This is a genomic window from Moraxella sp. CTOTU47618 (assembly GCF_032017425.1).
Taxonomy (GTDB): domain Bacteria; phylum Pseudomonadota; class Gammaproteobacteria; order Pseudomonadales; family Moraxellaceae; genus Faucicola; species Faucicola tetraodonis.
Genome location: NZ_DALZPW010000001.1, coordinates 95,486 through 109,329, shown reverse-complemented (window position 1 = coordinate 109,329; position 13,844 = coordinate 95,486). Strand labels below are relative to the sequence as shown.

Below are 13,844 nucleotides of genomic sequence, written 5' to 3'. Positions count from 1 at the left end.
TACTCACTTCAATACCAGGTTTTTTTGTATTCGTTCACACAAAAGTCATATTACTATAAAATTGGTATTACCAATTTACAAAAAACCTTATAAATATCGCTGTTTTTTTGAAATTTAATTGAATTAGGGTGTAATATTCTTTATTATTTCACTAATTAAAGACACCTCGACTATTTTGGTAATACCAATTATTTCACGGAGGAAATAATGATGCAACATTGGCAACAAATTTATGATCCCATGGGTAATATTTGGCTTTCAAGTGCCATTGCCCTCATCCCAATTATCTTCTTTTTTCTAGCCTTGGCGGTATTTCGTTTAAAAGGTAGTGTTGCAGGCACTATTACCGTTGTTTTGGCGCTGCTTGTTGCCCTATTTTTATATCAAATGCCGGTGACGTTAGCATTATCATCAGCGATTTATGGATTCTTCTATGGGCTTTGGCCCATCGCCTGGATTATTATCGGGGCGGTGTTTTTATACAAAGTCACGGTAAAAACAGGGCAATTTGATATTATCCGCTCCAGTATTTTATCGCTGACCGAAGACCAACGGTTACAGATGTTACTGGTCGGGTTTGCCTTTGGTACTTTTTTGGAAGGCGCAGCAGGCTTTGGTGCACCCGTGGCTATCACGGCAGCATTATTGGTCGGATTAGGGTTTAAGCCTTTATATGCGGCTGGACTTTGCCTCATCGTCAATACTGCCCCTGTTGCCTTTGGTGCGATGGGAATTCCTATCATCGTGGCAGGACAAGTATCTGGGGTAGAAACCCATGCCATCAGCCAAATGGTCGGACGTCAGTTGCCTTTTATTGTGCCGATTGTATTAGTGTGGATTATGGCGATTATGGACGGGTGGCGCGGGGTTCGTGAAACCTTTCCAGCGATTGTGGTCGGTGGTGGGTCATTTGCCATTGCGCAGTTTTTGACCTCAAATTATATTGGACCTGAGTTGCCTGATATTACCGCTGCTATTGCCTCGTTAGTCAGTTTGACGTTGCTATTTAAAGTGTGGCAGCCCAAGCATGTGTTCCGCTTTGAAAATCAAGTCGATGGCAAAAATCAGATGGGTGATACCACAAGCGTATCAGCACCGTTGCCAACCATCCATTACTCGCCCGCTCAAATCATCAAAGCTTGGATGCCGTTTGCCATTTTGACAGCGATGGTGTCGTTATGGAGTATTAAGCCGTTTAAAGATTTGTTTATCAAAGGCAAAGATGGTCATCCTGATGGGGCGTTGGTCGATATGGTGATGAGTATCAATGTGCCGTATTTGCACAATGCAGTACAAAAATTGCCCCCAGTCGTCACCAAAATTACCGACTATGCAGCCATTTATAAATTTGATTGGTTCTCAGCAACAGGTACTGCCATCGTGCTCGCGGCAATTATCTCTATCGTGATGCTAAAAATGCGTCCTAAAGAAGCGTTAGCGACGTTTGGCGAGACCGTTAAAGAACTACGCACCCCGATTTATTCTATTGGTATGGTGTTGGCATTTGCGTTTATCGCCAATTATTCAGGGTTGTCTGCTACATTAGCGTTAGCATTGGCGCACACGGGCAAAGCTTTTACCTTCTTTTCACCATTTTTGGGTTGGTTAGGGGTATTTTTGACAGGCTCAGACACGTCAGCCAATGCGTTATTTGCCGCACTTCAAGCCACCACTGCTCAGCAAATTGGGGTGCCTGAGGTGTTGTTAGTGGCAGCAAACACCTCGGGTGGGGTGACCGGTAAAATGATTTCCCCGCAATCCATTGCCATTGCCTGTGCCGCTACAGGTTTAGTGGGTAAAGAGTCAGATTTGTTCAGATTTACCGTCAAACATAGTATTATTTTTACCATTATGATGGGCGTGCTCATCACGCTACAAGCGTATGTCGTGCCTTGGATGATTCCACAAGGATAATGATGGGTAAGGTATGAAGGTTGCAACGCAGGTCATTGAACAATTAATTTCGCTAATAGACCGTGAAGGGCTAAAAAATGGCGATAGATTACCTGCCGAGCGCCATTTGTGTGAGCGACTAGGCGTATCTCGTACCGCACTGCGTGAAGCGTTACAGCAGATGAATAGTGTCGGTATTACCGAAAGTCGTATTGGGTCGGGAACGTTTGTCAAAGATGTGCAAACTATCAAACAGCGCCAACCCCTTGTAGCGCTGTCTGATAATCTGATATTACAAACCCTAACCCCGCTATTGGATGCTGATCCACTGTATCGACTTGATGTGCAAGAAGCAAGAATTGTACTAGAAGGCGGTACAGCCTGGTACGCTGCCAAAAGAGCTACAAAACAAGACATTGAGAAAATCCGCTTTTACTACGAGCAGTTAGCAAATAGTCAGGCACATGGCGATACCGAACAAGCCGCTATTGCCGATGCCAATTTTCATTTAGCGATTGCCGAAGCTTCCCAAAATGCGGTATTGTTGCAGATGATGAAAAATGTTTTTCACCTAATGAGACATAACGTGGTATTAGCTCGGCGAAAAATTTACACCGAGCATTATGGCTTTGAAACTTTACATACGCAGCACATGGCAATGATGAATGCGATTATCGCGCGTGATAGTGAATTAGCTCGCAAAGCCGTGGGTGAGCATATTGAGTTTGTGATAAAACAAGTTGCCAAGATTGATGAGGCAACGGCTCGCAGACAGCGAGTTTCCCGATTGGCCACTGATGCTTTTTAATACAGATGCTTTTTAATACTGATGCCTGTTAATGCAGGCGCATTTTATAAACGTATTTTAGTGTAAACAGTTTTGAGTGCCAGTGGCTATTTTTACCATTAATAACTTAAGATAGGGATATTATGATTATTTCTTCTGCCAATGATTACCGAGAAGCGGCTCGCCGCCGTTTACCCCCCTTTTTATTCCACTACATTGATGGTGGCGCGTATGCAGAATACACCCTAAAACGTAATGTTGAAGACTTATCAAGTATTGCCTTACGTCAGCGGGTACTAAAAGACATGACGCAGCTTGATTTATCCACTGAGATTTTTGGTGAGCAGCTGTCTTTGCCTGTGGCACTCTCGCCGGTGGGTTTGACGGGGATGTATGCTCGCCGTGGTGAAGTCCAAGCAGCCATGGCTGCCGATAAAAAAGGCATTCCATTTACCATGTCGACGGTATCAGTCTGCCCTATCGAAGAAGTCACCCCAAAAATCAATCGCCCTATGTGGTTTCAGCTGTATGTGTTGCGTGACCGTAAATTTATGCAAAATGTGCTAGAGCGCGCCAAAGCGGCAGGCTGCTCAACGCTGGTGTTTACCGTCGATATGCCTGTCCCAGGGGCGAGATATCGCGATGCGCACTCGGGCATGAGTGGACCCAATGCCGCCATGCGCCGCTATCTACAAGCGTGCACCCATCCGCACTGGGCAATGAACGTGGGATTGCTAGGAAGACCCCATGACTTGGGTAATGTTTCTAAATATCTTGGTAAAGCAATTGGCTTAGAAGATTATATCGGTTGGCTTGGTAATAACTTTGATCCCTCTATTTCTTGGAAAGACTTAGAATGGATTCGTGACTTTTGGGATGGCGCTATGGTCATCAAAGGTATTCTTGACCCACAAGACGCCAAAGATGCGGTACGTTTTGGCGCTGATGGTATCGTGGTTTCCAATCATGGTGGGCGTCAGCTTGATGGGGTGATGTCAACCGCCACTGCCCTACCCAAAATTGCCGATGCGGTTAAAGGTGATATCAAAATCTTGGTCGATTCGGGTATCCGTAATGGCTTAGATGTGGTGAGAATGTTGGCATTGGGGGCAGATTTATGTATGTTAGGACGTGCGTTTATCTATGCGTTAGCCGCCGATGGTGAGGCTGGGGTAACCAATTTACTCAACTTGATAGACAAAGAAATGCGCGTGGCAATGACATTGACCAGTGCAAACCGAATTCAAGATATCAATCGAGACTGTTTAGTAGATTTTAGTACTGTGACTTGATAGACTGACAGTGACTAGTCAACCTTAGCGTCTCCATGATATTTTTGATTTTGGTAAATGCTAAGATTTTATGGCTAAACTATAAGTTTTTTAAACTAAGTGGGCCACTTGGTTCTTTAAAATCTATCAACTTAATTGCCTAATAACCGCTTATTGTGAGTGGTTGATTGAGCGATGGTGAATGAATTAAATATTGATACTTTTTATTTTCGATAAAAAAACCGCTCTATGAGAGCGGTTTTTGTTGTTTCTGAGCTATCAAATTCTAGAAGAAGCCCATCGGTTTTTCAGAATAGCTGACCAGTAAATTTTTGGTATTTTGGTAATGCTCTAGCATCATTTTGTGGTTTTCACGCCCGATGCCTGATTTCTTGTAACCACCAAATGCGGCATGGGCTGGATAAATGTGGTAACAGTTTGTCCATACTCGCCCAGCTTGAATAGCACGCCCTGCACGGTAAGCAGTATTGCCACTACGTGCCCACACGCCAGCACCTAAACCAAACATAGTATCATTGGCAATACGCATGGCATCATCAAAGTCTTTAAAGGTTGTCACAGACAGTACTGGGCCAAAAATCTCTTCTTGGAAGATTTTCATATCATTGTTGCCTTTAAAAATCGTCGGCTCGATATAATAACCTTCACCCACCTCATGTCTTGCATTACCACCGGTTAAAAGCTCGGCGCCTTCTTGTTTACCTGTAGCAATACAGCCTAAGATTTTGTCTTGTTGTTCCTGAGAGGCTTGCGCACCAATCATGGTTTCCGTATCCAATGGATGACCTGTTTTGATACGTTTTACCCGTTCTACGGCTTTCGCCAAAAAGGCATCGGCGATACTTTCATGCACTAAGGCTCTCGAAGGACAGGTACATATTTCACCTTGATTGAGCGCAAACATAGTAAAACCTTCAAGCGCTTTTTCTAGGTAATCATCTTCTTTATCCATGACATCGGCAAAGAAGATATTGGGTGATTTACCGCCTAGTTCTAAAGTAACTGGAATAATATTCTCTGTCGCATACTTCATAATAAGCTGACCGACAGGGGTTGAGCCAGTAAAGGCAATTTTTGAAATGCGTGGGCTTCTAGCTAAATGACTACCCACCTCTTCGCCATACCCATTCACGATATTTAAGATGCCTGCTGGTAGCAAATCTTGAATCAATTCAACAAGTACCAATAAGCTTACAGGCGTCTGTTCGGCGGGTTTTAAGACGATGCAGTTACCCGCGGCTAGTGCAGGCGCTATTTTCCAGGTAGCCATTAAAATTGGAAAGTTCCAAGGAATGATTTGTCCAACCACACCTAAAGGTTCATGAAAGTGATAAGCGACAGTGTCATCATCAATGGGTGAAACGCCGCCTTCTTGCGCGCGAATTGCACCCGCAAAGTAGCGAAAATGGTCAATGGCAAGTGGTATATCCGCAGCCAAGGTTTCACGGATAGGTTTACCGTTTTCCCATGTTTCAGCTACTGCCAATAACTCAATATTTTGCTCAAGGCGATCTGCGATTTTTAATAATAGATTAGAGCGCTCTGTGGGTGAAGCCGCATTCCACTTAGTTTTAGCAGTATGGGCAGCATCAAGTGCAAGTTCAATGTCTTCTGGACTTGATTTGGCGACTTTGGCGAAGGGCTTGCCGTTGACGGGTGAAATGTTATCAAAGTACTCACCTTTAACAGGCGCAACCCATTGGCCGCCAATAAAGTTGTCATACTTTTCTTTAAAATTGATTTTAGCACCGTCAGTATTAGGGTCAGCATAACGCATAATGACATTTCCTTTTGTCAGTTGGTAGATAAACTGCTTCGTGCAGTTGGGGGTTTACAAATTCATATTATTACAGAAACGGTAGGTAAAAGGTAGGTGTTTAATTCTCCTTTACAATAAGGAATGGACATTATACTATTGAGGATAGCTTATTTTAAAAACCAAGGATTGGTTAGTGCATTAGGATATTTTAAAATATGAATAAAAATAGACTGTTAGAGCAAAGGCATCGGATTGATAAGAGGCGTTTTAACATTACCTTTACCGATAATAATGCAGATCTTATCCAACAAAGTATTGTTCAGTCATGGCACCGCTCTGACAGTGCTAACATTCCAACTGAGCGCCAACAAGCACCCATTAACGCCACCAAAAGCGATCAATCGTATTATCTAAAAAAAGCCTTAGGCTATTGTCAAAATCAATTACAACATATTACGTTGCAATCCTCCATGGTGATGGCTGTGGCTGATATCGGTAGTACGATTATTTGGACGACTGCCAGCAAGTCTATGCAAAAAGCGGCAGAAGCGGTTAACTTCATCGAAGGCGGATGCTGGGGGGAAAGCCAAGTTGGCACAAATGCGCTGGCTTTATCGCTAAAAACGCAGCAATCAACTTGTGTTTTTGCCAATGAACATTATATGCCTTCGGTTCATGAATGGGTCTGTTATGCCACGCCTATCATTGAACCGCATACCAGGCAGGTCATTGGCGTCTTAGATTTATCGACCACTTGGCAAAATCACAATAATTTTGGCATATTTGCTGCTGAACGCTGTGCCAGTATTTTACAATCCGCTTTAAATGAATGCCAAAGACACTATCTGTATATTCAAGGATTTAATGAACCCAGGGTGATATTCAATGGCAAAACCTTGCGGCTGACCCCTCGGCAAGTCGAGATATTGACAGTGTTAGCGCTTTGTCCCCAAGGCATGAGCTTAGATGCCTTACACCAAGCGATCTATGGTGAGCGTAAAGTGTCACAAGGTACGCTAAAGACTGAAATGTCGCAGTTACGTGATACACTTACTGGTTTATTGGGTTCTCGTCCGTACCGCTTATTAATGCCTATTGATGGTGATTTTTTGCGGGTTGAACAATCATTAAATGCAGGTTATTTAGAAGCCGCCATCAAATTATATACCGGCATATTTTTTAGCAAAACTGAAAGCCCTTTTTTATGCACTTGGCGCACCTGTTTAGAAGCTCGCTTGAGCCAAGCCATTTATCATTCAGATCAGGTTGACTTATTACTCATGCATTTGTCAAATTGCCCCGATGCTAGCGACGCTATAGAAAGGTTGATTGAGTTAATGCCAGATAACCTCTCGATTCACCAACATTTAGAGGTACTGTCAAATCGGTAACTATCAATTTTTCTTTAACCATCAATTTCTCCCTAATCATGCACTTTTCGTTGAAAAAGCCGTTGCAAGGCTTTTTCGATATGGCTGATACCTTCACCAACCCATTGGTTGTGTTTTATTCTTGACTTCCCGCTTTACTACCATGTCTTTTTCCTGTGCCTGCAAGCATTTCTAAAATACCATCGACCTATCAAAATAAAAGCATAGCATGCCTCTATGCACTTTCGGGTGGTAATGTTTGTGTATTTTTTATCGAAAATTTATAGTACGTAAATTCTGTGATAATTACCGTTCGTATTATTATCATTACCATTATCGCTCATAGCATTAGAAGGCTTGCGATTTCAAGCGTTTTTTCTTGGGTCAAAAGTGCTACAATGTGACAAAAAATTTTGAGACCCTTATGAATAACGCGTTATGGCTTCCTTGCACACAGATGCAAGCCCTTGAAAACAATCCCCCACTCCACCTCGTCAAAGCTCAAGGCAATCAATTATATGATCAGCACGGTAACGCCTATTACGATATGATTAGCTCATGGTGGGTCAATTTACATGGACATTGTCATCCCTTTATCAACGAAAAAATAAAACAGCAGCTCGATACGCTTGAGCATACTTTAATCGCTAGTGTCACTCACCCGCCCATTCTGACGCTTGCAGAAAAATTGGTTGCCATCACGCCCAAACCACTAACCAAAGCTTTTTTTGCTGACAGTGGCTCAGGGGCGGTGGAGGTCGCGCTTAAGATGAGTTTGCAGTACTGGCAGCAATCAGGGCAAACGCAAAAAACCAAATTTATCTCATTGGAACACGGTTATCACGGTGAAACCGTTGGCAGTCTTGCGGTGACAGATATCCCGCTGTTTAGCGAGCAATATAAAGATTTGATTGTCAGTCAAATTCGTATTCCTTCCCCCGCGCATGTTTTCAATACTGACGCCATCCCAGCGCAGCTGCATGAGCAAAAAAGCTTGGATGCACTAGAACGCATCTTGGCAGAAAAATCCCGCGATATCTGTGCGATTATCCTTGAACCTTTGGTACAAGGAGCGGCTGGCATGGCGATGTATTCTGCTAATTATTTGCTTGGCGTTGCCAAACTTGCGCACCATTATCACATCCATGTGATATATGATGAGATTGCCGTGGGTTTTGGTCGTACAGGTACTATGTTTGCGGTAGAGCAAATGCTAGCCTTGGCAGATGCGGATAAACAAGACGATTATTGCCCTGACTTTATCTGTCTGTCAAAAGGTCTAACGGCAGGCTATCTGCCAATGTCTTGCGTCATGACAACCGATGATGTTTATCAAGCGTTTTATGATGACAAAGTGGAAAAAGGGTTTTTACATTCGCATAGTTTTACCGGCAACCCACTGGCTTGTAGCGCGGCTTTGGCATCGCTTGAACTGTTTGAACGCGATAATGTCTTGCTACACAACCAATCGCTTATCCAAGCGATGGCTGATGGCTTACAGCAATTAGTTGATGCCAATTTACCCATAAAGTTTGTACGTCAAACCGGCATGATTGCAGCTTTTACCTTGGATTTTGCTCAAAATTTGGGCAAAGCTTTTGTCAATTTATGCCTTGATCAAGGCGTGATGATTCGTCCGATTGGCAACCATGTTTATCTTATTCCGCCTTATTGCACGACCCCAGCAGAGATTGGGCACATCTTTGGCAGATTAAATCATTGTTTGCAAAAGCTTTGTGACCATATCCCCCAAATACCCCAAGGCTCGTTGCAAGCCATTGATTTGCCTTAACACCTTTACTAAGACCTCATGAAATTTACTAACTAATTAATTGTAAATAAATGTTTGTTATCATAATTAATCGTCAAAAGTTAGGATTTGTTACAAACGTTCAATTCTTACTGTATTATAAAAAATTGTATTAGAATTCACAGCTTATGCCTACATTGCTAATATTTAACGTATAATCCATGAGATTATCGTCAAAAAATATTTAACTTTTGTAGGAATTTTAACCAACTTAACTGAATCGTGAAACTTACTTAGATGATTTATGCGTAGATTTTTTTATAACCAACCAAATTTGCTACAAGTTGGCAGCACTGTGCCTTTGACCGAAGATATTTTTCATCATTGGTGTAAAGTGTTAAGAGCAAGTATCGGCGAGCAATCGTTGTTTTTTGATGGTCAAGGTGGTGAATATACCGTCACTTTAACGGATGTCACTAAAAAACAAGCGCTCGTTACCATCAACGATTTTAATCCAATCAATCGAGCTTTACCATTTACTGTCAACATTGCCTTGGTTATGAGCCGTGGCGAGCGCATGGATTATGCCATTCAAAAAGCCACAGAACTTGGGGTGTCATCGATTCAACTGCTCACAAGCCAACATGGCGAAGTACGTCTAAAAGCAGACCAAGCCGATAAAAAGCTCGCCCATTGGCAGCAGATTGCGGTATCGGCTTGTGAGCAATGTGGGCTTAATATCGTGCCAAACTTACTGGCACCAAAAGCTTTTAGCGACTGGATTGATGAGCCAGCAGGCGTGCCCACTTCTACCAACGTGACCAAATTAATTTTAGCCGTTCCTCCTGATGACAGTGGCGTAGTGCCACCTTGTAATCAAATTGAAGGTAACGACATTGAGCATAACGATATTGAACCCATCACGCCCTATACCAACCCACTACCTCATATAACAAACCAGTTTAGACAGTGTACTTTAGCCCAATTTTGGTTACTAATTGGGGCAGAAGGTGGGTTTTCAGAGCAAGAAATAACGCAAGCTATCGAGCGAGATTTTATGCCTTGGCAAATTGGCGAGCGTGTGCTACGAACTGAGACAGCCCCTGTCGTCGCATTGTCTTCATTGTTGACGCTACATCAAACTTTGACCCTTGCACAGGAATAATCATGTCATCGAATAATGATCCAGTCATGCCGATAGACCATCGTGATTGCTTTACGGGTGCTAACAAGTTTTGTCATGATGAGTTAAGTCAGTATGGGTTTATTGTCGATAGCCATTTTTTTGATCAACAAATTTCGCTTGAACATCAAAATGCGGTGTTTGCCTCGGTTTTTTCAAAAATCCATGATGGCATTTTTATGCTTGATGAACAGCTACGTTTTATCTGTGTCAATCAGCAATTTTTAAACATTACCGCCTTGCCACGCGATCAGGTGATAGGTAGCCCGTTTTATTTTTATCCGTATAAGACCTACGCCCCACACTTACAGCAAGCGATTGCCGCCATCATTACCAAACTGGATAATCGACAATCAATTTCGACCAATTTAGTGCTTTCTTATCACAATTCACCTGAAGTGGCGGTTTGGCTAGATATCTGCGTGTGTGAAGTCGATGATAATCGGGTGATGTATGTCGGGCTACTTACCAATTTAACCAAAAAAGATGCGCAGCTTAGCCACACCTTACATCTATACAATTATGATGAATTAACGGGTCTGCCCAATTACGATAGCTTTTATGACAAATTAAAAAGCTGTATTGACTACTACCAGACAGCCGATAATCAGCGTGAGTGTCTGGGGGTATTGCTACGCATCAATATTGATAAATTGCAGTCTTTTAACATCAGCCTTGGCATTGAAAATACCAATACGCTGATTCAAGGGTTTGTCAAACGGGTAAAATCGTTAAAAATTTCGGGTGCCAGTTTAGTCACTTTTTCGCGGTTTGGGGGTGATAGTTTTGCGGCGATGATTTCGGTACAACACCTTGATGCCTCACATCACTACGTGGCAGCGCTCAAACAGTTATTTGACTTACCTTTTAGCATTAACAACCAATCAATTTATTTAAGGTTGTCGATTGGCGCATCGATTTTCCCCACTCATACCCAAGATGCTCAGACATTACTATTACAAGCAGACACGGCGTTAAAACATGCGCGGCTCATCAGTGATGAAGATTGTGTTTGGTATGATGCCAACCAGCAAAAAGGCAATTTTAAAGACATTCATTTGCTCAGTGCCTTTAAAAATGCGTTATTAAAACAGCAAATTTTGCCTCACTTTCAGCCTAAGTTAGAGTTTGCACAGCCCGACTTGCCGATGTTTGAAGCGTTGGTGCGCTGGGAGCACCCCACCCTTGGACTCCTCTATCCCAACGATTTTTTGGCGGAGGTGCTCGATAAGTCATCGCAGCCGCTATTTGAAAAAATTGTTTTAGCTTGTATTGAGCAGATTTTGACATGGCGTGAGATGGGCTATAACTGCCTCATCTGTATCAATATTGATACTCGTCAATTAATTAGTGACAAATTTATTGCGTTTATTGAAGGGACGATACAACAATATAGTTGGCTTGCGCAATTAATCAGTTTTGAAATCACGGAAGTCTGCAAAATTCATGATGAATTAAAAGCGCAAGCGATGCTAGCAAAACTGCGCCAGTATGGTTTTAGCATATCGATTGATGACTTTGGTACAGGCTTTGCCGCGATGCAATATTTGATTAAATATCCGATTGATGTGCTTAAAATTGACCGCTTATTTATCACCAATATTTTACAAGACCCAAAAAAACAAGTGATTGTCAAATCAGTGATTGAGATGGCGCACTCGTTATCCATGCAAGCATTGGCTGAGGGCGTCTCTAACCGTGAAGAAATCGAATATCTGCGTAGTCTTGGTTGTGATTCGATTCAAGGCTTTGGGTTTGGTAAACCCATGTCTAGTAAAGATACCACAGAGTGGCTCAAAGCCAACTATAAACCAAACTATTTGCTATAATTTTTAATTTGACCAATTAGATTTTTTTATGACCCTATAGTCATGTTAGTACCTTGTCACCTTTGCCAAATTTTCCTATCTTAGGAATATAAAACCTTAATAATGGGGTAGGTTTTTTTCTTTTTAAAACACTAATCAAGGATATCGTATGCAATATAAAGCACCGCTTCGTGATATGAAATTTGTTATGCATGAATTATTAAAATTTGAAGATCACTACAAAACCATTCCTAGCTATGCCCATACGGATAAAGAAACGATTGATAGTTTCATAGAAGCAGGTGCAAGCTTCTCAGAAGCAGAGCTGTCACCCCTTAACCGTTCAGGCGATGAAGAAGGCTGTCGTTTTGAAAACGGTAATGTGTATACCCCAAAAGGCTTTAAAGAAGCCTATAAACAATACTGTGAATTAGGCTTTCCTTCTTTATGTGCCGATGAAGAGTTTGGCGGTCAAGGCATGCCATTGTCATTAGGCTCAGCGGTCAACGAAATGGTAGGTACCGCTAACTGGTCTTTCTCAATGTACCCAGGTCTATCTGAAGGCGCCATCCGTACGCTTGAGCACCACGGTAGCGATGAACAAAAACAAAAATATTTATTGAAACTCGTCAGTGGTGAGTGGACAGGTACCATGTGCCTAACTGAAGCGCATGCTGGTTCTGACCTAGGGATTATCCGCAGCAAAGCTGAACCCAATGAAGACGGTTCATACGCTATCACGGGTCAAAAAATCTTTATCTCAGCGGGCGAACACGACATGGCAGACAACATTGTCCATATCGTACTAGCGCGTTTACCGGGTGCGCCAGCAGGCACCAAAGGTATCTCATTGTTCATCGTACCAAAATTCAATGTCAACGAAGATGGCTCTATCGGTGAGCGTAACACCGTCACCTGTGGTTCGATTGAACACAAAATGGGTATCAAAGCCTCTGCAACTGCGGTACTAAACTTTGATAAAGCCAAAGGTTATTTGATTGGACCTGAAAACAAAGGTCTAAACTGTATGTTTACCTTTATGAATACCGCCCGTATTGGTACTGCGATTCAAGGTCTCACTGCGGCGGAATTGGCTTTCCAAGGTGGCTTAAGCTACGCCAAAGATCGTCTTGCGATGCGCGCATTAAGCGGTGCAAAAGCGCCAGAACAAGTGGCTGACCCAATCATCGTCCATCCCGCAGTGCGCAACATGGTATTAACTTGTAAAGCGTTTGCTGAAGGTGGTCGTGCCCTCGTCTACTATCTATCACAATTCTCTGATGTGGTAACTAAAGGCGAAGGCGAATCACAAGCTTACGCTGACCAAATGTTGTCTTTTTTAACCCCAATTGCGAAAGCCTTCTTAACTGAAACAGGTTATGAAGCAGCCAATCACGGTGTGCAAGTGTATGGTGGTCACGGCTTTATCCGTGAATGGGGCATGGAACAAAACGTACGTGATACGCGTATTGCTTGTATATACGAAGGTACCACTGAAATCCAATCACTCGATTTGTTAGGTCGTAAAGTATTGGGTTCACAAGGTAAAATGCTAGCTAACTTTAGCAAAGTCATTTATCAATTCTGTGAAGAAAACAAAGACAACGATGCGATGGGTGAATTCATTCGTCCACTGGCACGTCTAAATAAAGAATGGGGCGATTTGACCGCTCGCATTGGTATGCAAGCCACTGAAAATCCTGATGCAGTGGGTGCAGCGGCGGTTGACTACATGTACTATAGTGGCTACATCACCCTAGCTTACCTATGGGCTCGTATGGCGTTAGTCGCTCAGCAAGCGCTCCAAGGCGACACCACTGAGACCAAATTCTATCAAGCGAAAATCAAAACCGCTCAGTTCTACTTTGCAAAACTATTGCCTCGCACCTTAACTTACGTCAAACGTATTGATACAGGTCTCGAGCCATACATGAGCATGGACGTTGACGAATTCCAATTCTAATTTTTTGCTAAGCTATCTAGTGTAGTAATAAAATTATGA

Annotated in this window: 9 protein-coding genes; 8 read left to right on the top strand and 1 reads right to left on the bottom strand. The window is 42.7% G+C overall.

Annotated features, from left to right (window positions below):
• Window positions 1-207 precede the first annotated feature (207 nt).
• From lldP to lldD, 3 genes are all read left to right on the top strand, one after another.
• Window positions 208-1,914 (top strand): L-lactate permease, encoded by a 1,707-nt coding sequence (gene lldP / locus RTS09_RS00485; protein ID WP_312533217.1) that lies wholly within the window; start codon window positions 208-210, stop codon window positions 1,912-1,914.
• 13 nt (window positions 1,915-1,927) lie between these two features.
• On the top strand, window positions 1,928-2,701 hold the full coding sequence (locus tag RTS09_RS00480) for an FCD domain-containing protein (RefSeq protein ID WP_312533214.1): 774 nt from the start codon (window positions 1,928-1,930) through the stop codon (window positions 2,699-2,701).
• Between the two features lie 122 nt (window positions 2,702-2,823).
• Window positions 2,824-3,972, top strand: coding sequence for an FMN-dependent L-lactate dehydrogenase LldD (gene lldD, locus RTS09_RS00475; protein ID WP_060994706.1), 1,149 nt, complete (start codon window positions 2,824-2,826; stop codon window positions 3,970-3,972).
• 265 nt (window positions 3,973-4,237) lie between these two features.
• Here the strand turns inward: lldD and exaC are convergent, their stop codons facing one another.
• Window positions 4,238-5,749: an acetaldehyde dehydrogenase ExaC gene (gene exaC, locus RTS09_RS00470; RefSeq protein WP_076774262.1), complete on the bottom strand. Its 1,512-nt coding sequence runs from the start codon at window positions 5,747-5,749 to the stop codon at window positions 4,238-4,240.
• Between the two features lie 197 nt (window positions 5,750-5,946).
• On the opposite strand from exaC, the gene RTS09_RS00465 reads away from it, so the two are divergent.
• The 5 genes from RTS09_RS00465 (at window position 5,947) to RTS09_RS00445 (ending at window position 13,805) form a co-directional block, all read left to right on the top strand.
• Complete coding sequence (locus RTS09_RS00465; RefSeq protein WP_312533205.1) at window positions 5,947-7,122, top strand: transcriptional regulator; 1,176 nt, start codon at window positions 5,947-5,949, stop codon at window positions 7,120-7,122.
• Window positions 7,123-7,525: 403 nt separating this feature from the next.
• Window positions 7,526-8,893: an adenosylmethionine--8-amino-7-oxononanoate transaminase gene (gene bioA / locus RTS09_RS00460; protein ID WP_312533202.1), complete on the top strand. Its 1,368-nt coding sequence runs from the start codon at window positions 7,526-7,528 to the stop codon at window positions 8,891-8,893.
• A 262-nt stretch (window positions 8,894-9,155) separates the two neighbouring features.
• Window positions 9,156-10,016: a 16S rRNA (uracil(1498)-N(3))-methyltransferase gene (locus RTS09_RS00455; protein ID WP_312533200.1), complete on the top strand. Its 861-nt coding sequence runs from the start codon at window positions 9,156-9,158 to the stop codon at window positions 10,014-10,016.
• Window positions 10,017-10,018: 2 nt separating this feature from the next.
• Complete coding sequence (locus tag RTS09_RS00450) at window positions 10,019-11,863, top strand: putative bifunctional diguanylate cyclase/phosphodiesterase (RefSeq protein ID WP_312533197.1); 1,845 nt, start codon at window positions 10,019-10,021, stop codon at window positions 11,861-11,863.
• A 148-nt stretch (window positions 11,864-12,011) separates the two neighbouring features.
• Window positions 12,012-13,805 carry an acyl-CoA dehydrogenase C-terminal domain-containing protein gene (locus RTS09_RS00445; RefSeq protein WP_312533194.1) on the top strand — a complete coding sequence of 598 codons (1,794 nt, stop codon included), beginning with the start codon at window positions 12,012-12,014 and terminating at the stop codon, window positions 13,803-13,805.
• Window positions 13,806-13,844 lie beyond the last annotated feature (39 nt).

Excerpts from the sequence above, each read along its gene's own strand:
- lldP (WP_312533217.1), top strand. The coding sequence starts at position 208 with ATGATGCAACATTGGCAACAAATTTATGATCCCATGGGTAATATTTGG.
- RTS09_RS00450 (WP_312533197.1), top strand. The coding sequence starts at position 10,019 with ATGTCATCGAATAATGATCCAGTCATGCCGATAGACCATCGTGATTGC.
- RTS09_RS00445 (WP_312533194.1), top strand. The coding sequence starts at position 12,012 with ATGCAATATAAAGCACCGCTTCGTGATATGAAATTTGTTATGCATGAA.
- RTS09_RS00455 (WP_312533200.1), top strand. The coding sequence starts at position 9,156 with ATGCGTAGATTTTTTTATAACCAACCAAATTTGCTACAAGTTGGCAGC.
- RTS09_RS00465 (WP_312533205.1), top strand. The coding sequence starts at position 5,947 with ATGAATAAAAATAGACTGTTAGAGCAAAGGCATCGGATTGATAAGAGG.
- bioA (WP_312533202.1), top strand. The coding sequence starts at position 7,526 with ATGAATAACGCGTTATGGCTTCCTTGCACACAGATGCAAGCCCTTGAA.
- RTS09_RS00480 (WP_312533214.1), top strand. The coding sequence starts at position 1,928 with ATGAAGGTTGCAACGCAGGTCATTGAACAATTAATTTCGCTAATAGAC.
- exaC (WP_076774262.1), bottom strand. The coding sequence starts at position 5,749 with ATGCGTTATGCTGACCCTAATACTGACGGTGCTAAAATCAATTTTAAA.
- lldD (WP_060994706.1), top strand. The coding sequence starts at position 2,824 with ATGATTATTTCTTCTGCCAATGATTACCGAGAAGCGGCTCGCCGCCGT.